We start from the raw sequence: 21,194 nt of genomic DNA on the forward strand, positions 1-21,194 counted from the left end.
GACAGAAAGGCCAGTTTATGAGCCCAAGAATCCTCGTCACCGGTATCCCCAGCCATCTGACGCGCCTGATCCAGCGTGCCGACAAGGCACAGATCTACTATTCCGAAAAGCAGCGGGACTCCGAAAGCAGGGAAAACTTTATCCAGGAGCTGAAAAACATCAGCAATACCGGGAATTACCTGATCGGCGAGGGTGCGATGACTGCCCTTCTGCCATCGGCGAAGCATGTCCCGTTCTGGCATCTCTATAATTGCGTCAATAACGGGACTGGCCTCGACGAGATCAACAAGGAGTTCGACATCTGCGTCTTTACCTGCGCGAATCTATTGCGCAAGGGGCTGTCGGCGGATGCGGAAGCACTTGTTCTGTCGAAACTCGACATGCCTGTCGTGATGCTCGGCATTGGCATTCAAAACCGCCCGGACATCGAAGAAGGCTTGCCTGCCGGAACGCAGAAACTTCTTGAAGTGCTGAAGGACCGTGAACACTATTTTCTCACACGCGGTGAGGATGCCGCTGGCTATCTCCGCGATCAGGGTTTTTCCTATGTGCGTCCGGTGGGTTGTCCGTCGCTCTATTTCCGCCCCGACAATATGCGCAAGGCGATCAGCCGCCTGCCGGGAGTGAAGGTTGGCGAAGGCCGTACCGTCTTTACCGGCTATATGGGCGCGGAGCTGGAAACCATCGGTGACATGAATGCGCTCGCCGCCAATGATGGACGTTCGGCCTATGTCATCCAGGATGAGCTTTTGCATTTCGACATGCAGGTGGAGCCGGACGCCAATGGCCGCACCTATGATTCAACCACGGGCGAGATCGTCGGGCCGCTTGCCTATAAAGGTTCGGGCGATCTGAAAAAGCAGATCAGGATTCACGCCTTTCTCGATACCAATCAGTGGCGCGCCTGGTGCTCGACCATGGATTTTTCCTTCGGACGCCGCTTCCACGGCAATGTCATCTCCATGCAGGCAGGCGTGCCAAGCCTCATGGTTGCTGTCGATGATCGCATGCGGGAGATGCTCAATTTCTCCGGTCTGCCGAAGATCGATGCCCGCGATTTAAATGCCGCCAACGACCGGCGCGCTTTTGTCAGCGATCATCTCGCGGGCATGAACATTCCGGCAGTCATCGAAACCTATTCGGCACGCGAACGCAATTTCCGAAGCGTGCTTTCAGAAATTGGCATCGGATAGCTCCCGGATCCGACGCCGTTTCATAAACTCCAGCCAAGATGGATCACCATGCGCATAATGATTACCGGCATTCCGTCATATTTGATGCGGACCGTCGAAAGCGTTTCAGGGGCGAGCGTGAAGCATCGTCCGTATTTCGAACCCATCCGCACCAAGAAAGATGTGATCGATCAGGTCAAGAAAATCGCCAATACCGGCAATTATCTCATCGGCGAGGGTGCTGCCAACAGCGTGCGCGGTCATGATGTGACCTATGTTCCGTTCTGGCATCTGGCGAACAGCCTCAACTCGCCCGACACCTATGCAAAGCTGAACGAAAGCTTCGATCTGTGCCTGTTCGCCTCGGCCAATCTGCTGCGTCCCGGCTATGCGGCGACAACCGAATCCTTCGTGTTTGAAAAACTCAATATGCCGATTGTCGTCATGGGGATCGGCATCCAGAAGAAGGAAAACCTCAAGGCCGAGCTGCCCGAAGGCACGCGCCGCTTTCTCGAGATTCTCAAACGCAAGGAGAGCTTCTTCCTCACCCGCGGGCACTTCACGGCGGAGTTTCTGAAAGATGCGGGCATGAAATATGTCCGTCCGACCGGCTGTCCGTCGCTTTATTATGCGCCCGATCAGATGAAGCGCTCGCTGAGCCGCCTTGCCGATCCGAGCCTTGCGGATTCACAGAAGATCGCTTTCGGTGGCTATCTGGGCAGCGTTCCCGACACCATCGTGGATGCTCATGCGCTGCTCGAAAAGGACAGTGTCGCCAGCTATGTCATTCAGGACGAGGTGATCGTCTACAATATGAATATGGTCGGCGAGGATGGCAACGAGGCTTACGATCAGGCCGCGAGCCGTATAACTGCTGCGACCGAGTACAAGCACGCAGAAAAATGGCAGCGCAAGCGCGACTATCTGGTGTTCTTTGATACGCATAAATGGCGGAGCTGGATTTCCGGGCAGGATTTCAGCTTCGGACGCCGTTTTCATGGCTCGATCATCGGCATGCAGTCGGGCATTCCGGCGCTCATGATCGCTGTCGATGATCGTATGCGCGAAATGCTGGGTTTTGTCGGCTTCCCGCATATCGAGGCCGGTGTCTGGAATCGTGAACCGCAGAAAAAGGCTTTCCTGCGCGATTTCCTTTCCAAGATCGATGTGCCTGCCGCTATCCATCGCTATTCGGAATGCGAGGCCAATTTCAATGGCGCGCTAAAGGATATCGGCATCCGATGAAGCTGACCGGCAGGAGCATCGGGGGCAGGACAGGGATAATGGCGGCGCTGCTCGGCGCTGTCATGTTCTCGACGGTGCCGGACGGTGCTTTTGCCGATGCGCGCTTCGGCGTCAACCGGGTCAACATGGCTTGGCTTCCGGCGGCGAAGCGCGAACAAATCTTCGATCAAATGGTGAAAAACGGGGTCGTTGCAGTGCGGCTTTCGCTCACGCGTCCTGTCGACCAGAGCATTGATGCCGTGCGTGTTGCTCATCACAAGGACCTTGCCGTCCTGCTGGAAATCTCGCTCAATAATGTGGACTTTTATCCCGACGGCACAAAGCCGCGTTCGGGGCGCGGACGCATCTGGGACATGTACCGGCTTTCCGATATTTCGCCGGAACGCTTCCGTATAGCGATTGCCGATGCCTTGCAGAAGATCGATGCGTTCGGCGTCCCCCTTGTTGCCGTCGAGACCGGCAATGAGATCAATTGGGGCGCTTATAATGGCGATCTCGCTATTATGCCAAAGGCAAAAATGAAAACGGCGCGCACGGTGGGCGAGATGAGGGAGCTGCCTCAAATCGAAAAAGGTGCCGAAAAATATGTCGAATTGCTGCGGATCGTCCGCGCCGAACTGGCGAAGACGAAACACAGTACTGGCGCGAAGGTGGTTTCGGCCGGACTGTCAGACATTCCCTTCATCGATGCCGACCGGCGCGGGATCGATAGCGTCGACCCGGCGGTCTTTACCGACCTTTTGAAGAAGTATGGTCTGGATGAGGTTGTCGATGGCTACGGCATTCACATTTATCCGGGCAGCAGCGGCACGCTTGCCGCGCGCGCAAAGCATATCGGAAAATCACTGTCTTTCTGCGGCGGCGCCGATGGCAAGCCATGCTGGATCACGGAATGGGGCTTTGCCAACACCTCCAAGGCATGTCCGGCAAACGATAACAACCGTCAGAAACTGGTCGAGAAGGCGCGTGAGCGCTTCCGGCAGATGATGGATAGCGGCCAGATCGCGGCAGCTTACTATTTCGATTGGGATGAGGGTACTTACGGCGTCTGGCGCTGCGGGGCATTGACCCCGGCCGGGCGGGCCGCAACGGTGACGAAATGAAACTGAAAACTGTAATCATCGGCGGTTCCAACACCGTCATGCTGCCCGGCTATCTGCCGACGCTTCTATCGACCATGGCACGGCGGGGTGTCGAACTCGACGTCGTGGCAGATCTTGCGGTCGGTGGTACGACGAGCGCGCTCGGCCTCTATCAGCTCAAGATCTTCGAACAGTTGGAAGAATGTGACCTTCTGCTGATCGAATACGCGATCAATGACGCCTTCGTTTATGGTGACGAACGCAGGCCGTTTCGTCATTGGGCACGGTTTTATGAAGGCATCATCCGTTATGCGCTGGCGCGAAATCCGAATCTGCGCATCGCGACGCTCGTCTTCGGTGCGCGCAATGGCTCGTTCCTTCATTCCGTTCCGTCCATCGATGCGGGCATCAATTATATCTCGCAATGGTATGGTACGATCTGCGCCGATGTTTCGCGGATGCTGATGCAGCAATTTGGCCGCGAAGTGGTAACCAGCCCGGCCTTTTATCTCGACCAGGGCCATTATGCGCGCCCGGTTTCGACGACCATCGTATCAAATCTGATCGCCGATGTGCTGGAACCGGCTTTGTCCGCTCCGCACCGCCCGAAAGCGCTGCCGCATGCCATCGATCCCGATCATTTCGCCAATGCGCGTGCTTTGAGTGGCGAGCAGCTTTGCAAGCGGCTGGGGCGGGTGCCTGTCATGTACAGCAATCGCCGCTTTTCAATCTCAGCGCTTGATCTCGGTTCGGATCGTATGCGTTTTGAGGTCGATAACGGACAATTGCTGGCGCTCGGTTATGTCTGCGATCCGCGCATTCCGCCGCTCGATATCGCCATGGGCGAAGACATGCATCGCGCCGCGATGATGAAAGGTGGCGTGCGCGACGGCACCTACAAGTTTCTGGTTTCCATGCTCAGCTTCGAGTTTCTTTACGGTGCGAACCTGCTCGACGCGCGCAGCAGTGTCGCTTTGAAGCTGATGGGGGCGGAAGAGGGAGCCGAATACAGGCTGTATGTCCCCAAGGACAGTATCCGTCATGACACATTACCTGCGGAGCCGGTTTTGCCGATCACCGGAATTCTGTTCTCCGGCAATCTGAAGGTGTGTGCTCTTGATAAAGCAGCGCCGGTGAAACCGATCATATCGGAAGCTGCACAGTAGGTTCTTCAACATCGGCAGGAAACGATTTTCCTGCACAAAGTTCGGCATGCATTCGCAATGCTCATCTTGCCTGATCTCAGTGATGCTCCATAATCAGGCAGCGAGGTCTCCCCCTGAATTCTGGTCAGAATTCTATGATCGTAATCTGGTTGCGGCCATTTTTCTTGCTTATGTACAATTGATGATCCGCATGTTGCAGCCAGAGATCGCCGAACATATCTGGATGCGTCTGTGCGGATGCGACACCAATGCTAAGCGTGACATTGGTGCTCACATGCGAGCCCCGATGCGGAATATTCAGCGACCTTATCTGCGCCTGTATGTCCTGAGCAGTGGCCAATGCCATAGCTGGGTCGGCTCCCGGCAGCACGCAGGCAAACTCTTCGCCGCCATAACGGGCGGTTATGCCAGATATTTTGTGGACGGCACGCGTCAAAGCAGCTGCGACCATCGTGATGCATCGATCTCCTTCCGGATGGCCGTAAGTGTCGTTGAACAGCTTGAAAAAGTCGATATCGAGCATGATGACCGATAGCCATGCACCTGATGAGGCGAGCCGCGTGGTTTCCGCCTTTAGCGTGGTTTCGAGCTGACGGCGATTGCTAAGGCCGGTCATGGCATCGGTAACGGCCATCTGTGCGAGTTGATCGCGTAAGCGTTTAAGCTCGATATGGTTTGATACGCGGGCACGCAGGACGATTGGATTAATAGGCTTCGTCACATAGTCGATCGCCCCCACCGACAGGCCCCGCACCTCCGCTTCCTGATCGTCTAGCCCGGTCGTGAAAATGACAGGCACATCCGCCAGCAGGCGTTCGTTTTTCAGACGGGCGCAAACTTCATAACCATCAATTCCCGGCATCATGACATCAAGCAAAACCAGATCCGGCAATACCGAACGAGCCACATCCATAGCCTGTTCGCCGGATGTGGCGAAGCAGATTTCATAATCGTCTTCCAGCACCGCATTCATGATCTCGATATTCGAAACTTCGTCATCGACGATCAACACGGTCGCACGTTCAGTCATTCATGATACTCCGGTAGTTTCAGTCCTGATCATTTCGCAGAGGGAATACTGCCCGCGAAAGCTTCATCGAGGTAGCGTATTGCAAGCTCATAATCGAGCTTGTCCAATGCGCTTTTGACAGGCCTGAGAGCTTCCATATTCTCTGAAGAGTCGCCGAGCAATTGCGTCAACGCATCGAAACTCGCACGGGCGCGCATGCTTCGACGGTCGAGATGTTCGCGCAGCGCGGCAAGTGCGGATGCAATATCGGCCGCCTGACCACTGAAATTCCTGTCCGGCAGAGCGGTCTGTGCGGTTTCCTTCAGGTTCGCCGCCGCCTGCAATGCAGGAATCAAAGCTGTTTCCAGTCCCGCTAGCACAGGATCAAGGCCGACAAGCTGCTCGTTTGCAATCGCAAGCTCCACTTCGGCTGAAATGCGGGCAACCTTGGCCAGTTCCAGCGATGCTGCCACACTCTTGAGCGTATGGGCGAGACGCCGCGCTCCAGTCAGATCTCCACTGGCGATCTGATCGCGCAGGCTATCCATAACGTTTGAGAAATCGTCATGAAAGCCGATAATAAGCCGGCGTAACAGAGCTTCCTTGCCGTTGACGCGAATGAGCGCACGTGCAAGATCAAAAGGCGGTAATTGCTCCGGCAAGGGTGCAGGCTTGCCCTCGTTCTTTTTCGCCGGCGCAATATCTTCGCCTGACGATTGGTGTCTGCGCGGCTTCATCCAGCGTTCGAGCGTCCCGATAAGTACGGGAGGATCAATCGGCTTGGCAATATGATCGTTCATGCCTGCCTGTGCACAGCGCCTGCGCTCTTCTTCATAGGCATGGGCAGTCAGCGCAATGATCGGTAGATCATCGGAAGACCAGTCTCGTCTGATATGCTGTGTGGCTTCCAGACCGTCCATTTGCGGCATCTGCACATCCATCAATATTGCGGCATAATGCGACCCTGACCGGGTGACGCTTTCGCAAGCGATGCGCCCGTTTTCTGCTACATCGACTTCAAGTCCCGCATCGCTGAGCAATTGATAGGCAATCTCGCGATTGATGGTATTGTCTTCTACGAGCAGAACCCGCTCACCGCGCAATGGCGCGGCGATCAACCCGGCTTCATGGCTTATAGTGTCCGCGCTGCCCGATGGCGGGAAAATATCGTTAAGCGTTTGCAGAATCTGCTGCGCTTCGATTGGCTTTGGGAGATAGGCCGCAATACCCGCACGCGAGGCCTCGGCCTTGAATTCTTCGCTGCCATAGGCGGTAATCAGCATGATCTCCGGCAGTTTGGCCAGTTTTGCATTGGCATAGAGACTGCTGACGGTTTCCATGCCGTCCATTCCCGGCATTTTCCAGTCGAGCAGCAGTAGATCATAGGGCTGTCCGCGCTGAAGCGATGTTTCAAGCGCCCCAACGACTTCATTACCCGAAGCGACAAGATCGGCGGGCATCGACCAGTCCGCAAAAATACCCTGCAATATTTCGCGGGACGCGGGATTGTCATCGGCAATCAGCACGCGCAATTTCTGGATATGAGGCGACGGCTTTCTGATGACGGCATTGAGGCGATCTTCATTGCCCAGCTTGACAGTAACAGTGAAAAGGCTGCCCTTGCCCGGTTTGCTCATCACGGTGATGTCTCCGCCCATCTGCCCGGCTATCTGCTTGCTGATGACCAGCCCAAGCCCGGTGCCGCCAAAGCGGCGCGTGGTGGAGCTATCGGCCTGCGAGAATGAGCTGAAAAGCCCGGCCTGCTGTTCAGCCGTCATGCCGATGCCCGTATCCGCGACCGCTATCTGCAAATCATACTCGTCGCTGTCTCCCGGCTTCCCGTTGACACGGATGGTAACAGAGCCGTTTTCGCTGAACTTGATGGCGTTGCTCAACAGGTTGAGCACCACCTGCGAAAGCCGCATTTCATCGCCGACGAGGCGGATCGGCACCGCTTTATCGATGTGAAGCTGCACATCGACATTTTTGGTGCGCGCGTCGGCACTGGTGAATTGCAATTGATTATCAAACATCGAGCGCAATTCGAATGGCCTGTTTTCAAGTGTCAGCTTGCCCGCATCGTTCTTGGAGAAATCCAGAATATCATTGATGAGGCGCAGCAGGGCGGCGCTGGCGCCATTGATTTTGGACAGGTAGTCGCGCTGCCTCTCTGTTATGTCGGTACGCTGCATGAGGTGACAAAAGCCCAGAATGGCGTTGAGCGGCGTACGGATTTCATGGCTCATATTGGCAAGGAACATGCCCTTGGCCTTGTACGCCCGCTCGACTTCCACCGAATGCTTCTCGATCTGCGCATTTTTGGCCAGAATTTCATCGCGCATGCTGCTGATGTGGTTGATGCAATCGACAAGCATGTCGGAGAACCATACGAGGACCGCGGACTGGAATGCAATGATCACTGCATGTAGCAATACACGACTGATATCACTTTCAGTTGGGAAAACGAGTGATGGCAGGAAATAGCCCAGCACCAGATGGTGCAGGGCTACCGGCGGTTGCAGCAATGATCGTCGTCCGTCGATCGAACCAGCCGATGGTCAGCGCCAGCATGGCGAAGAAATACATATGCATGTCCATCTGCCAGACATGGCCACGCATGAGGTAAAGCAGGATTGCCGGCTCTCCCATTAGGGCAACGGCAGAAAGAAAGCGTGTCGCTGGCGCTATGTCCGAGCGCCACCACATCAGATGATAGCTTGTCGCTAGAAAAGCGCCTGCGAGTGCGCCGCCTGTCACCGAAGAGCCGACTGTATAGGCCATAATTGCAAATAGCGGTACGTGCAGCCAGAAAAGCACCACCAGAAAACGCGCAAAGCGTCTGCGAATATCATCAAGTTCGATGATCATGATTTAAGGCCCCACGACCTTGAGATCGAAACAACTGGATAATTGAGCGGGTTCAAAGACGAACCATGCACCTGCACGGTAAAGCGCTTCAATCGCGTCAGGCCGGTCGGCGTAGACCACGACGATATTCGTTCGCTTGTTAAAGGAAAGTATCTGCGCGTGGGAATCGCTCACAAGTTCGATGACCCGCGAAGCATCGGCCCAAGGTTGAAGCAGAACACCGAACTGGCCAGTTTCTCCTTTGGGCAAGAGCATCGCATAGGCTAGCGCCGTAAGGCCGGTTAATAAAAGAGCAATCGCGGGCAGCATATCCAGAATGCGCCATTGTGACGGCGCCGGAGAAGTATTCATGATCTGTATCCGCGATTCAGCAAGACTGTAGTATCAGCATTGCACGATATACGCGAAGACGCGGACAACTTACACCTTTGTCCACAGAATAACTGAGAACAAAAGCCGCCGGGTAGGGGATCGAGCCATATCTCTGGCTTCAGCCGTCATCAAATTATCGCGATATCCGCCCACGATGAGATTTGTGACTATACTCGTGCATTCATGCTCTCATCGGTTAATCTGTCAATTGGAGATCGAGCGGTGGAAAGCATATCGCTCAGCCTGCTTGGAGAAATCGAATGTCATCGCACCGGATAGTCATTGTTGGCGCTGGCTTTGCGGGCCTGCAAGTCGCCAAGGATCTGGCGGGCTCCTCCGTGGATATTACGATTATCGACAAGCGCAATCACCATCTGTTCCAGCCGCTTCTTTATCAGGTAGCTACCACGGTTCTGTCGACATCGGAGATCGCTTGGCCGATAAGATCTCTCTTTCGGGACCGACCGGATGTCCGGACTCTTCTTGGCGAGGTTGTGAGCGTCGATGTCGAAGCGAAAGCCGTCAGGCTGAAAGAGGGGACAGCTGTCGAATACGATACTCTGGTTCTCGCAACCGGGGCGCGGCACGCCTATTTCGGCCATGACGAATGGGAGCCTTATGCTCCCGGCCTCAAGACGCTGGAAGATGCGACGACCATTCGCCGCCGTTTGCTTCTGGCCTTCGAGAAGGCCGAATTAACGATCGATCCGATGGAGCGCAGCGCCCTCATGACATTCGGCCTCATCGGAGGCGGGCCGACGGGCGTGGAACTGGCGGGCATTATTGCGGAACTGGCGCAAAGGACATTGACGAAAGAGTTCCGCTCTATCGATACGCGGAAAACGCGGATCGTTCTGGTGGAGGCCGGCCCGAGGCTACTTCCGGTCTTTCCCGAGTCTTTGTCGAACTATGCTGCGAACGTATTGCGCAGAATGCAGGTCGATGTGCGGACGGGCCGCCCCGTGACTTCGTGTAACGATCAGGGTATCGTCATCGGTGATGAGTTCATGCCATGCCGGACGGTTATCTGGGCCGCAGGCGTACAGGCATCGCAAGCGGCTGAATGGACAGGAGCGGAACATGACCGCGCCGGTCGGGCGATTGTCGAGAATGATCTGACGATCAAGGACCACTCGGATATCTTCGTTATCGGAGACACGGCGGCGGTAAGCGATCAGGATGGCAAGCCGGTGCCGGGCATCGCACCCGCCGCCAAGCAGCAGGGCAAATATGTAGCGGGCGTCATCCGCAATCGGCTTTCACAGCGAGCGGCTCCGGGTCCCTTTCGCTACAGCCACCTTGGCAATCTCGCTACGATAGGCCCCAGTGCCGCCGTTATCGATTTCGGGCGTATCCGGCTGAAGGGATGGCTCGCCTGGTGGATATGGGGGCTAGCGCATATTTATTTCCTGATTGGAACAAGAAGCCGGATGGCGGTCGCGCTAAGCTGGCTTTGGGCATTTGTCAGCGGCCACCATTCCGCACGGCTCATTACCCAGAAAGAAACGCTCAAGGACAAAGTCTGAAGCCGCACGCCGAGGTGATGCCTTCACTTGAGGTGCCTCATAGTGTTATAAGGACTGGAAGCTCAAAGAAGCCATCACTCTACCCAAAATGCATTGGTAGAGCGTCAACAACCCTGCCATCGTCACCCGCCACAAACAGCCACGACCAACGATCAAGCGCTGTGCAAGGATGAGAAATCCCAAAACTAAAAATATCGCCTACAGCGAGGTCCGCTTCGGCAGGGATTTTGAGGAAGGCATGCTGATCGTTGAGTTTTATCACTTCAGCGCCTTGAGGCACCGCCAGTACCTGCCCATCGCGATAGCAGGACACAGCTATCGGCAGACCCTGATCGAAGGACACATCCCGCATCCCCATGCCACAAATGGCAAGGCCCGGTTCGGGTCTTGATAAGACTTCGGCATAAACCAGAAGTGAGGGCGTAAAGGCTGTACTCGCCGGGCCCATTCCTGCAGGAGCAAAGCCGCCGCGTTTATCCATATTGGCAAGGCCGCGTGCATAAACCCCATGGTCATGAAAAAAGATGGCGCCGGATCGTAGTACTAGATCAGCATTCCCATCTGCTTTGACCACAGGCCCAAGATCCTCGATTACCAGATCGAAAAAGCTCGACCCACCCGAAGAAAGCACAAGGTGATCTTTGGGCTGGCTGGCACGCAAACGCGCAAAAGCCTTGGCCGCGAAAGCATGAAGTTCAGCGATCGCCTTTCGGGTTGCTACCTGATCGGCGCTCGCCGACGCTCCTTCATAGGCTGCAATTCCAACGGCGCGCAGACTTGGTAAATCCTCCAATTTATCCAGTATTGCGGAAACAACATCGACATCTCTTGCACCGGCGCGGCCACCTCCGACTTCGATCAGGAAGTCGATCCGACGACCGGCTGCTTCGGCGACCTCGGCGGCAGTGGCTAACGCAGCCAGGCTGTCTACATAGAGCGTGATCTGCGATGATGGGTATTGCTGAAGGAGTCGACCCAGTCTCGCACCGCTTGCCCGCCCTCCGATCTGGTTGGCAAGAATGAGACGGTCAAGGCCGTGTCCGAGCATGACCGCCGCCTGACGGATATCAGCTACCGTCAGAGCCACCGCGCCGCGCTTCATAAGATCGCGGGCCAATACCGGTGACATAGGCGTCTTGGCATGGGGTGCTATCTTAGCGCCTACCGCTCGAAGATAGGAAAACATCGCATTGCAATTGCGTTCCCAGGCTGTGCGGTCGAATGTCAGCAGCGGAAGCTGCGCGGAGCCATCTCGTGGGTCAATGCCCAGACGTGCAATATCGGAGGCGGAAGCAGCAGGGCGGTCAGAGGGAAATCCACGGATTTCACCATTTATCAGATCCTTGGTCATACGCTCGTCATTCCTGTTTGCTTTCCCCCCGTTTCATCTGGCTTCCTCAGCGAGAAAGTTCTTTCCCATCATGGATGATAACGTTAACATATTCTGGGCTTGGTTATCCTGCTGCGTCAAGTAGAATCATGGGCCTGAAGCAAAGTTTTATCGAATGCGAAGGATACGGTTATGATTTCTTTGGACGACGTTCGTGCTGCGGCGCAACGGATCGCGCCTTATGTGCGGCGGACACCTCTTCTGGCTGCGGATCAGATAAAGTCGTCCATCACGAAAGGAGAACTGTCATTAAAGCTTGAATGTCTTCAGGTCTCCGGTTCGTTCAAGGCGAGAGGGGCAGCCAATCGTGTAATGTCACTGCCTTCTGAGCAGCGCGCACGGGGGCTTGTCGCGGCGTCGGGCGGCAATCATGGCCTTGCCGTAGCGCGCTGCGGCCATATTGCAAAAGTGCCTGTGACGATCTTCCTGCCCGAATCGGTTGCCCCGGAAAAGGTCGTTAAAATGCAGGCATGGGGAGCAAACACCGTTGTTGGTGGTGACGACTTCGACCATTGCAACGCGCTTGCGCATGTCATGGCGGAAAAGGAAAAAGCGACCTATGTGCATCCTTTCGCCGACCCGTTTGTCGTTGCCGGGCAGGGGACTGTAGCACTCGAAATATTCGAGGATCGCCCGGAAACCGAAACCGTTATCATTGCCGCAGGCGGCGGTGGCTTTGTCACCGGCGCGGGGACGGCAATCAAGGCGCTTAACCCCAATGTTAAAGTGGTGGTGGTCGAGCCGTATGGATCACCGACATTATATAATTCCGCCGCCGCAGGGGAAGTTGTCACTCTGCCCCGTATCACAAGTGCAATTCCTACCATGTCCTGCCGCCGGACCGATGAGGCTTTGTTTGCGCAATTTAGAACGGTTGTGGATGAATATGTGCTGATCGAAGACGCACATATGGCCGAGGCGGCACAATGGCTCTGGTTCGAAATGGGTATTGCGGCCGATCCGGCTGGCGCGGCGGCAGTCGCAGCTCTTCTTTCGGGAGCCTATAAGGCAGACCGCGGAGAGAAGATTACGGTCGCCGTCTGCGGGGCGGGATTGCCTCAGTAGAGCGCCGTTTGTTTCATAGGGCGCTCTACTGATTGAACCGATGGATACGCCGCTAAAGCGGCGTATCCAGTTCGTGAGCCAGATCAACGAGCATTTTTGCCGCTTTGAGTATGGGTTCGATTTCAGCATACTCATCGATGGCATGAGCCTGATCAATGCTGCCCGGACCGAAGATGATGGTCGGGATTGCTGCGATGTTTACCATTTTCGTTGCATCCGATCCGTAAGGAACGCCAATTGGCATCGGATCGATGCCATATGCGCCGCAGATCTTGCTCATGCGTGCCACGATCTCGCTTGCCTCCGGAATATCCATGGCGGATGAATCAACGAAAGGCGCTTCGACCGTAATGCGCGCGCCAGGGAATTCCGCGACCGCCGCTTCGGCGGCAGATTTGAATGCGGCGTGTACTTCCGTTCCCAGTTCGGTCGGCAGGTAGCGATAATCGAAGCGCAACCGGCAGGCCGCAGGAACCGTATTCGGGCCGACACCTGCTTCAATCGCCGTACAGGTCAGGGTTGCTGGGCCAAGCAACGGATGAGCTACAGTACGGCGTGCCATTTCATCGTCGTAGAGTTCGAGAACACGGCGCGCGATCGTGATGCCGTTGATCCCTTCCTGCGGCTTGCCCGTATGAGCATTCCGACCCTCGATATTCACCCACCAGCGAACGGTGCCCTTGCAGGCCCTGATTACCCGTAATGATGTCGGTTCTCCTGCTACACCGAGATCGTAATGTTCTTTCCGGGCAAGGTGGTGCAATATGCCACGATAGCTGTATTCTTCGTCCATAGCTGCGAGAAAATCGACATCCGCTTCGGGCGGTGACGCCTTTAATGCGCGCATTGCCAGCATGAAGGCGATAACGCTCGCCCCGTCATCGACCGCACCGCGCCCAAAAATTTTGTCGCCTTCCATTCGCGGCGTAAAGGGATCGGCCATGCCGGCAACCTGCACCGTATCCAGATGTCCCTCCCAGAGCATTCTCTTGGTGCCGCTGCGGCCTTTAACACGCGCGACGAGATTCGGGCGACCCGGCTCGACTGCTTCAATATTGCAATCAATATCCGCTCCCTCCAGCCATTCACACAGAACTTCCGCGACCGCCTCTTCCCCAAAATGGGATGGCTCATCATTTTCGGTGCGAAATGCGGGGTTGATCGAGGGGATCCTGATAAAGCTCGACAGCAGGGAAATTGCTGCTTCGCGATCTATTCCAGCATATCTTGTCATGCCTTACATATCTCCAGACGGTGACAACGTTAACATCATATGGTTTCTAATAGGGGTGTAGCGATAGATTAATGGAGGAGGAAAAATGGGAGTGGAACATTTCCGGGTAAAGCGAAACCGGCTTTGCTTCTGCAGGCGCCATAGTGCGAACAGGAATCAGCATGATCCCCGTTGGAGCAGGGTGAGGGGCATTAATATTCTATCGTTCTTAGGAACTGTCCCAGTCAATCGGGCGGCCAGCATCTCCCCCGCCAGACGGCCCAATTCCGTTGCATCTACAGTGACGGTTGTGATGCCGGGTGACAGTTCTTGCATCAATGTACTGTTTCCAAACCCGCTAATGGCGATATCTTCCGGCACCCGCAAGCCACGGTCTTTCGCTTCGAGCAAGGCACCGCAGGCCAGAAGGTCATTTGCGCAGAAGACCGCATCGGGCGCACGACCCTGCCGCAACAATTCGGAAAGCGCTACGCGGCCATCTTGCTGCGAGCGGACGGTTGGCAGAAGGATAGAGCCGCCATTTTCGAGGCCGAGGCGCCCACATTCCTTCTGAAAGGCCACATGCCGGATAAGTCCTCGCCCGTAGGCGCGCCCGATATAAGCGGGGCGGCGATAACCGCGCTGCGCCAGATATTGGACCATTGCCGTCACGCCGTCCGTATTCGACACGCCCACAAGCATATCGATCGGCGTATCGCAATAGGCCCAGCTTTCAACGATGGGAATATTAAGGCGGCGAAATAAATCACGGTTCAATTCTTGTTCGATCATGCCGGTGATGAAGGCGCCGGCGGGCCGAATCTGTGACAGGCTACGCGTCAATCGAATTTCGCGCTCATAGGAATAGGAAGTACGGGCGAGAACGATTTCAAAACCTAAGGCTTCTACGACATCTGAAAACGCATCAGCAGCCAGCAGGAACTGTTCGCTAGCCATCGAAGAAACAAAGACCGCCACCACATTGGAGCGGCCTGAACGCAATGCACTGGCATGCGGATTGAGGCTGAATCCCGTAGCGCGGACGGCTTCTGTGACTTTGGTTCGGGTTTTTTCCGTAACGAGTTCGGGCTTGCGCAATGTGCGGGAAACGGTAATCGCTGAGACGCCCGCGATCTCTGCGACTGCCTCGATCCGAACCTGACCTTTGCTGCGTAAGGCTCGTTCACTCTCGCTGCTCGGAACACGCGCAACAGGATCCTGAGTCACGGTAGGGATCGTCATAGTCTGCATTTAAGGCTTTCATGCCGATACGTTATTCGGCCCCGGAACTTAATGAAGTGGATCGAGTGTACCTTACCATCAGACTTTGCGAATGCCGATCGTCAGATGGGGGAATGAAGACCGGGCGATCATTTTGTGTGGTGATCGCCCGGTTTTGTTCAGAGTGGCGGCAGTTGTCCGCGTTTTGTTGCAAACCATTTTTCCTGCAATGCCGGCAGTTTGCCATTGATCACATTTGTGAAGACAAAGGTGTTAACCCATTGCAGCAGGTTATGCTCTCCCATTGTCACACCGATATGCGCCGGCGACTGGCGGATTTCGAAGACCGGAGCAATCTCGATTTCGGGGCGATCCGTGCGCAGATTGGAGATGATGGCGCTGTTTTCAGCGAACATATCCGCTTGCCCCGCAAGATAGGCGGCCATGGCCCCCGGCACGTCGTCAAAACGCGCCAGCGTGGTACCCGAGGTAACATTGTCAGTCAGCCACAGATCCAGTGTTGTTCCGCGTGCGACGGCAATCGTATGCCCATCCAGAACCGAGATATCTTCCGATAGCCCTATCTCTGGCGAACCGAAGACCCCGAGCTGTACGGCTGTATAGGGCTGCGAGAACATAATCTGCTGTGCGCGCTCGGAGGTGGCGCCCATGGCGGCGATGATGATATCGGTCTGGTCAGACAAAAGATTGGGAATTCTGTTCGTGCCGGTGACTTGCACGATGTCGAGTTCGACGGAGAGTTCTTCCGCCAGAAGCTGCGCCACCTCGACGTCCAGACCTGTCGGCTTGCCGCTGGCATCGGTCATGCCCCATGGCGGCACATCCAGCAGAATGCCGACGCGGATTTTCCCTTCGTCGAGAATATCCTGCAATTTGTCGGCTTGCGCCACGGCTGGCGCAAGCAATGCTGCCGCTACGGTCAGCGAAGCAAGAAACGCTTTGATTCCCATTTGCTCTCTCCCTTGTTAAATGTTGAACAGTTATTTTTGTGATGTCCGGATGAAGGCCTGCAATTCCGGCGTCTGCGGATTGCCAAATACCTGCTCTGGATGACCTTCCTCCCAGATACGGCCCTGATGCATAAAGACCACCTTGTTTGCGACGTTACGGGCAAAAGTCATTTCATGCGTCACGAGAACCATGGTCATGCCCTGCCGCGCCATATCCTCCATGACCTTGAGCACTTCACCGACAAGCTCGGGGTCGAGCGCGGAGGTCACTTCATCAAACAACATCAATTCAGGTGCCATGGCCAGACAACGGGCGATGGCGACACGCTGCTGCTGCCCACCCGAAAGCTGTTCGGGCCACGCCTCGATCTTTTCCAGAAGCCCGACCTTCGCCAGACAGGCCTCGGCCAGTGGGCGCGCCTCTCCCTTGGAAACCTTGCCGGTGAGGACCGGCGCCAGCGTTACATTCTTGAGCACGTTCATATGGGGAAACAGGTTGAACTGCTGGAAAACGATCCCCACACGCTGGCGGTATTCGCGCAGGCCCGCCATTCTGGCGCTGATGGCCTGTCCTGCCACCGTAATCGAACCACCTTGCGTTTCCTCAAGCCCGTTAATGCAGCGCAGCAATGTGGACTTGCCCGAGCCCGAGCGGCCTATAAGGGCGACGATATCGCCTTTTTCGACAATCAGCGTCACATCCTTGAGAACCTCTAGTGTACCAAAGGATTTGCGCAGGTTCTTGATCTCAACGAGCGCCATGCAGACGTGTCTCCAGTTTGCGCGACAAAAACGTCAGCGGGGAACAGATAGCGAAGTAGATCGCAGCTATGGTGATATAGACCGGAAGCGGTTGTAGCGTGGCTGCGGCGGACAATTGCCCGGCGCGGGTCAGTTCGATAAAGCCGACCACGGCCGCAAGCGAGGTGCCTTTGATGAGCTGGACAAGAAAGCCGACGCTTGCGGGCAGAGCAACCTTGAGCGCCTGCGGTGCGATAATATACGCGAATTGCTGCCACCGGCTCAGGCCCAGACAGGCCGCAGCCTCCCATTGCGTTTTCTTGACCGCTTCGATGCCGCCGCGCCAGATTTCGCCCAGGAAAACGGCCGTATAGATCGTGAAGGCTGCCGTGACTGCCAGAAGCGGTGGCAGTCGGATGCCCAAAAAGACTGGCAGGCCGAAGTAAACGAACATGAGCAGGGCCAGCAGGGGCACGCCCTGCATGAGCTGGAGGATCAGAGCCGAGAACCAGCGTAGCGGCGCGAAGCGCGACACGCGCATCATCGCAAAGCCCAGCGCGAGCGGACCGCCAACCACCAAAGCCAGCAGGACTAGCAAAATGGTGTATTGGAAAGCGGTCGCAAAAGAGATGAGATCAATCATACCCAGGGAACGCATTGTTCTCTCCTCAGCGCGCTATTGGCCAGCGGAAAGCCAACTTTCCGAGGGCGAAGAAGAACAAACGAAACGCCAGTACCATCGCCACATAGATCCCCGAAATCAGGGCATAGACCTCGAAGCTGCGGAAGGTGCGGCTGTCGACGAAGGCGGCGGTATGGAACAGCTCCTCGGTTGAGATGAACGACGCGACCGAGGTTCCCAGCAACAGCAGAATGAACTGGCTCGTGAGTGAGGGATAGATATTGCGCAAGGCGGGCAAAAGCACGACATGGCCGAATACCTGCAAGCCGGTCAGTCCCAGGCAATGCCCGGCCTCAATCTGCGCCTTGGGGATCGAATTGAGTCCCGAACGCACGATTTCTGCGACAAAAGCCGCAAAATAGAGCGTCAGCGCCACTACGGCCGCCTCGAATGGCGGCAGGCGCAGGCCGATCTGCGGCATGACGAAAAAGATTATGAATATCTGGAGCACCGGCGGGGTGTTGCGGATCAGTTCGATATAGGAACGGATCAACAGATTCACGGCGCGATTGCCGCGACCCATCAAAAGTGCACAGACAAGGCCGAGCAAAAGCCCGACCGCACCCGCCAGCAGCGCCAGCTTCAGGGTTACGAGGATGCCTTCGATGAAAGTGTCCTCATAACGCCATAAGGGGCGGAAGTTCAAAGAAGCCATCACATTACCCGAAATGCGTCGGCGATACCGCCGTCTGCCCGGCCACGAACCAGAACCGCGCAGTGCGCGCGAGGATGCGATATCCCAAAACTAAAAATATCGCCTACGGTAAGGGGTCTCGGCATTTCTGTTCCTCCACTCCGTTCCATGCTTGGCTTCCCTTGAAATTTATTCTCGCACCCAGAATGATAACGTTAACATATTGTGGGCTTAATTATCCAACCGCGTCAAGCGCAATAAAATACAAAAAGAAAAATTTAGTGAAACCGCCATTTATGACGCTGCATGGTTGTGTATGCCCGCTTGAAGAGTTCTACCCCCAACAAAGCTAGGTTTATATGACGATGAATTACGTAAACCACGGTAAAGGCGGTCTGAAAATATCGCGTCTGGCACTCGGATGTATGACCTATGGAGACCCCAAAGCCGGTACGCACGACGGGGCACTCGGACTGGACGATGCGCCCCTTTCATTCGTCAGGTAATTGAAGCGGGTATCAATTTTTTCGATACTGAGAATGCCTTGTCGGCGGGAGCAAGCGAAGAGGTTATCGACCAATTGCTCAAAGAACACGCCTCTGGCGAAGATGTGGTCATTACGACGAAAGTGTACTTTCCTGTCGGAAAAGGTGGTCTCAACCGCCGGGCCCGTCGCGCTAATCTCAGTTTGCTGCATTGGCTGCGCTCTCACCGGTATCTGTACGTCTGCGAGAGCGTATTCCGTATTATCGCACGTCAGAGCATTTGTTGTGATTTCTTCGTATCTATTCTCACTGTCCTTTGCCGTATTCTTCGGAAAAAGGCATTCAATAATTGCCATGCTCAGGAAATTGTTGAGATTTCCTCAATCAGCCAATCGCGAAAGAGCCGCAGCGCTGCGTTAGATTCAATATTCTCGTGGCTACAAATAAACTTGTAGGATTCTCGCGGCTGAAAATACTTTTCCGAGACAACGCTAAGGCTTCCACGCTGAACGTCGCTTTCAACCAATGGGCGGTGAGAAAACCCAATGCCCTGACCGGAGCGAGCTGCGGCCAGAAGCGTGTGCTGGTCATCGAAGAATAGGTTTGAGTTTGCATTCTTATCTTCGAATCCGTGCTGAGAAATCCATCTTTTCCAGTCGTTCACGTCTCGGTAATGCAGCCGGGCGATGTCTGGATTCATGAGGATGTCTGTTGGGTTCGACACCCCTTCCAAGAAGGAGGGGCTGCAAACAGGCACCAGCTTCTCTCTGAGGATATCCACACTATAAACGCCAGAGGGTGGATGCAGGCAGTATTTGATCTGAGCGTCCTCACGTTCTTGAGCCATAGATTCAGTCTCAAGATTATTGAGGTGCAACTGAATGCCAGGATTCTGCTTCAGAAAATCCGATATCCTGCTTGCTATAACTTCCATCGCAAAAAACGGACCTGCCCGAACGCGAAGAACCTGCGCCTTCTTATCTTGCCCTATCAAGGAAATAACTGCGCCCAGCTCATCGAATGTTCGACTGCATACTTCGGTCAATAAGGCGCCTTCGGCGGTAACTGACACGCCGCGAGGTCCCCGGACGAGCAATTGGCAGCCCAGTGCCTGCTCCAATAGTTTTATCTGGTGGCTTACCGCCCCCTGACTCACAGCCAGTTCCTCGGCGGCCGTGGTGAAGCTATGATAATGTGAAACAGCTTCAAAAGCCCGCAAGGCCTTCAAACTTGGAAGTTTTTTCCGTTCTATGCGTGAGGCCATGGACCTATGAATTTTTCTAATAATAATGAATAGATCTTTTGCATTGATCGGCTTCCAGCGCAAGAATAATTGTCAATCAATAAAAAGCAGCCCTTAGGTCCCGGATATCATCTATCCCAATTGTGAATGATGCACATTTTCAGGGAAGACGAAGCTGGGTACGGGCGGATAACAGGAGAACAGAGCGTGTATAAGCAAATAAAAACTGGGGTTATTGCAGCAATTATCGCTGCTGTTGGCGCCTTTCCGGCCTACGCGGAAGAGATCCGCATGGGAGCAGAGGGGGCTTATGCACCGTTCAACTACCTTGATCCGAGTGGTCAGCTAAAAGGTTTTGATATCGATATCGGCAATGCAATTTGTGAAAAATTGAAAGCTGACTGCGTGTGGAGCGCGAATGAATGGAGTGGCATCATTCCAGCGCTTCAGGCAAAGAAATTTGATGTCATGGCTTCTTCGATGGCTATTACTGAAGCCCGGATGCAGCAGGTCGATTTTTCAAAGCCGTACTATTACAACACAATGCGGTTTGTCGCATTGAAGGATTTGGGACTCAAGGACGTGACGCCTGAAATTGCCAAGGGCAAGATCATCGGCACGCAAACCGGCTCGATTGCTTTTGATGCTCTACAGCAGTTCTTCCCGGACAATGAAGTAAAGCTGTACCCCACATTGGGGGAAGCATTCCTGGATATTGAGAATGGGCGGATTGATCTTCTTCTGGAGTCCAAGTTTGCACTGAGCGACTGGCTTTCCAAAGGCGGCGATTGTTGCGAATTTGTTGGCAGCGAATTTCTTCTCGACGGTACAGTGGGTGCCGGAATGGCCTTCCGCAAGGAAGATGACGAGTTGAGAAATCGTGTAGATCAGGCACTGGATGAAATTATTCAGGATGGTAGCTACGATGAGATTCGCGCTCGTTACTTCGATTTTGATATAAGAACCAAGCCGAAGTTCGCCAGCGAAATTTTTGCGAAGTAATTTTGTTCAAGTTTGCACGTAGTTTGAATATTCTTACTTAAACTACGTGCAACATTTTTTGAGTTGCGGGTGTTCCGCCTCGCACTTTCACTTGTTCCCTGAAATGG

The 21,194-nt window shown here is 54.9% G+C and carries 20 protein-coding genes; 8 read left to right on the forward strand and 12 right to left on the reverse strand.

Annotated elements, in window-relative coordinates; translation table 11 throughout:
- The first annotated feature begins 17 nt into the window (after positions 1-17).
- From KUG47_RS08500 to KUG47_RS08515, 4 genes are read left to right on the forward strand one after another with little or no spacing between them, the layout of a single operon-like run.
- Positions 18-1,193, forward strand: coding sequence for a polysaccharide pyruvyl transferase family protein (locus tag KUG47_RS08500; RefSeq protein ID WP_217677538.1), 1,176 nt, complete (start codon positions 18-20; stop codon positions 1,191-1,193).
- A gap of 48 nt (positions 1,194-1,241) precedes the next feature.
- The gene (locus KUG47_RS08505; protein ID WP_185918303.1) at positions 1,242-2,417 is read left to right on the forward strand and encodes a polysaccharide pyruvyl transferase family protein; all 1,176 of its coding nucleotides are present in this window, start codon (positions 1,242-1,244) and stop codon (positions 2,415-2,417) included.
- Positions 2,414-3,520 carry a glycoside hydrolase gene (locus KUG47_RS08510; RefSeq protein ID WP_422718070.1) on the forward strand — a complete coding sequence of 369 codons (1,107 nt, stop codon included), beginning with the start codon at positions 2,414-2,416 and terminating at the stop codon, positions 3,518-3,520. The genes KUG47_RS08505 and KUG47_RS08510 overlap by 4 nt, the downstream gene beginning before the upstream one ends.
- Positions 3,517-4,665: an SGNH/GDSL hydrolase family protein gene (locus KUG47_RS08515; protein WP_217677540.1), complete on the forward strand. Its 1,149-nt coding sequence runs from the start codon at positions 3,517-3,519 to the stop codon at positions 4,663-4,665. The genes KUG47_RS08510 and KUG47_RS08515 overlap by 4 nt, the downstream gene beginning before the upstream one ends.
- 124 nt (positions 4,666-4,789) lie before the next feature.
- On the opposite strand, the gene KUG47_RS08520 is transcribed toward KUG47_RS08515, so the two are convergent.
- Genes KUG47_RS08520 through KUG47_RS08530 form a run of 4 tightly spaced genes read right to left on the reverse strand, consistent with a single transcriptional unit; the run spans position 4,790 to position 8,893 of the window.
- The gene (locus tag KUG47_RS08520) at positions 4,790-5,695 is read right to left on the reverse strand and encodes a diguanylate cyclase (RefSeq protein ID WP_217677541.1); all 906 of its coding nucleotides are present in this window, start codon (positions 5,693-5,695) and stop codon (positions 4,790-4,792) included.
- Between the two features lie 29 nt (positions 5,696-5,724).
- Complete coding sequence (locus KUG47_RS08525) at positions 5,725-8,199, reverse strand: response regulator (RefSeq protein ID WP_254799434.1); 2,475 nt, start codon at positions 8,197-8,199, stop codon at positions 5,725-5,727.
- Positions 8,126-8,542 carry a hypothetical protein gene (locus KUG47_RS16740; protein ID WP_254799435.1) on the reverse strand — a complete coding sequence of 139 codons (417 nt, stop codon included), beginning with the start codon at positions 8,540-8,542 and terminating at the stop codon, positions 8,126-8,128. Before KUG47_RS16740 ends, KUG47_RS08525 begins: the two co-directional genes overlap by 74 nt.
- 3 nt (positions 8,543-8,545) lie before the next feature.
- Positions 8,546-8,893, reverse strand: coding sequence for a hypothetical protein (locus KUG47_RS08530; RefSeq protein ID WP_217677542.1), 348 nt, complete (start codon positions 8,891-8,893; stop codon positions 8,546-8,548).
- A 281-nt stretch (positions 8,894-9,174) separates the two neighbouring features.
- Between KUG47_RS08530 and KUG47_RS08535 the strand changes: the two genes are divergently transcribed.
- Positions 9,175-10,440 carry an NAD(P)/FAD-dependent oxidoreductase gene (locus KUG47_RS08535; RefSeq protein ID WP_217677543.1) on the forward strand — a complete coding sequence of 422 codons (1,266 nt, stop codon included), beginning with the start codon at positions 9,175-9,177 and terminating at the stop codon, positions 10,438-10,440.
- Between the two features lie 79 nt (positions 10,441-10,519).
- On the opposite strand, the gene KUG47_RS08540 is transcribed toward KUG47_RS08535, so the two are convergent.
- Positions 10,520-11,791: an alanine racemase gene (locus KUG47_RS08540; protein ID WP_217677544.1), complete on the reverse strand. Its 1,272-nt coding sequence runs from the start codon at positions 11,789-11,791 to the stop codon at positions 10,520-10,522.
- Positions 11,792-11,962: 171 nt separating this feature from the next.
- Here KUG47_RS08540 and KUG47_RS08545 point away from each other — a divergent pair, with 171 nt between their 5' ends.
- Positions 11,963-12,895, forward strand: a complete 933-nt coding sequence (locus KUG47_RS08545) for a threonine ammonia-lyase (RefSeq protein ID WP_217677545.1) — start codon at positions 11,963-11,965, stop codon at positions 12,893-12,895.
- A 52-nt stretch (positions 12,896-12,947) separates the two neighbouring features.
- On the opposite strand, the gene KUG47_RS08550 is transcribed toward KUG47_RS08545, so the two are convergent.
- The 6 genes from KUG47_RS08550 to KUG47_RS08575 form a co-directional block, all read right to left on the reverse strand.
- Positions 12,948-14,129 (reverse strand): M20 family metallopeptidase, encoded by a 1,182-nt coding sequence (locus KUG47_RS08550; RefSeq protein WP_217677546.1) that lies wholly within the window; start codon positions 14,127-14,129, stop codon positions 12,948-12,950.
- Positions 14,130-14,285: 156 nt separating this feature from the next.
- A complete protein-coding gene (locus KUG47_RS08555; protein WP_217677547.1) occupies positions 14,286-15,359 on the reverse strand; it encodes a LacI family DNA-binding transcriptional regulator in 1,074 nt (357 codons plus the stop codon).
- 149 nt (positions 15,360-15,508) lie between these two features.
- On the reverse strand, positions 15,509-16,300 hold the full coding sequence (locus KUG47_RS08560) for a transporter substrate-binding domain-containing protein (protein ID WP_217677548.1): 792 nt from the start codon (positions 16,298-16,300) through the stop codon (positions 15,509-15,511).
- A 30-nt stretch (positions 16,301-16,330) separates the two neighbouring features.
- Entirely contained in the window at positions 16,331-17,062 is a 732-nt protein-coding gene (locus KUG47_RS08565) for an amino acid ABC transporter ATP-binding protein (protein ID WP_217677549.1), read from the reverse strand.
- Positions 17,049-17,699 (reverse strand): amino acid ABC transporter permease, encoded by a 651-nt coding sequence (locus KUG47_RS08570; RefSeq protein ID WP_217677550.1) that lies wholly within the window; start codon positions 17,697-17,699, stop codon positions 17,049-17,051. Before KUG47_RS08570 ends, KUG47_RS08565 begins: the two co-directional genes overlap by 14 nt.
- A gap of 10 nt (positions 17,700-17,709) precedes the next feature.
- A complete protein-coding gene (locus KUG47_RS08575; RefSeq protein ID WP_254799437.1) occupies positions 17,710-18,378 on the reverse strand; it encodes an amino acid ABC transporter permease in 669 nt (222 codons plus the stop codon).
- A 400-nt stretch (positions 18,379-18,778) separates the two neighbouring features.
- Here KUG47_RS08575 and KUG47_RS16855 point away from each other — a divergent pair, with 400 nt between their 5' ends.
- On the forward strand, positions 18,779-19,297 hold the full coding sequence (locus KUG47_RS16855; RefSeq protein ID WP_217677551.1) for an aldo/keto reductase: 519 nt from the start codon (positions 18,779-18,781) through the stop codon (positions 19,295-19,297).
- Here KUG47_RS16855 and KUG47_RS08585 read toward each other — a convergent pair.
- Entirely contained in the window at positions 19,201-20,169 is a 969-nt protein-coding gene (locus tag KUG47_RS08585; protein ID WP_254799438.1) for a LysR family transcriptional regulator, read from the reverse strand. The two genes, KUG47_RS16855 and KUG47_RS08585, sit on opposite strands and share 97 nt — an antisense overlap.
- A gap of 123 nt (positions 20,170-20,292) precedes the next feature.
- Between KUG47_RS08585 and KUG47_RS08590 the strand changes: the two genes are divergently transcribed.
- Positions 20,293-21,087, forward strand: coding sequence for a transporter substrate-binding domain-containing protein (locus tag KUG47_RS08590; RefSeq protein ID WP_340162795.1), 795 nt, complete (start codon positions 20,293-20,295; stop codon positions 21,085-21,087).
- Positions 21,088-21,194: the final 107 nt, after the last annotated feature.

The sequence above is a fragment of the Falsochrobactrum tianjinense genome, from assembly GCF_019100495.1.
Classification (GTDB): Bacteria; Pseudomonadota; Alphaproteobacteria; order Rhizobiales; family Rhizobiaceae; genus Brucella; species Brucella tianjinense.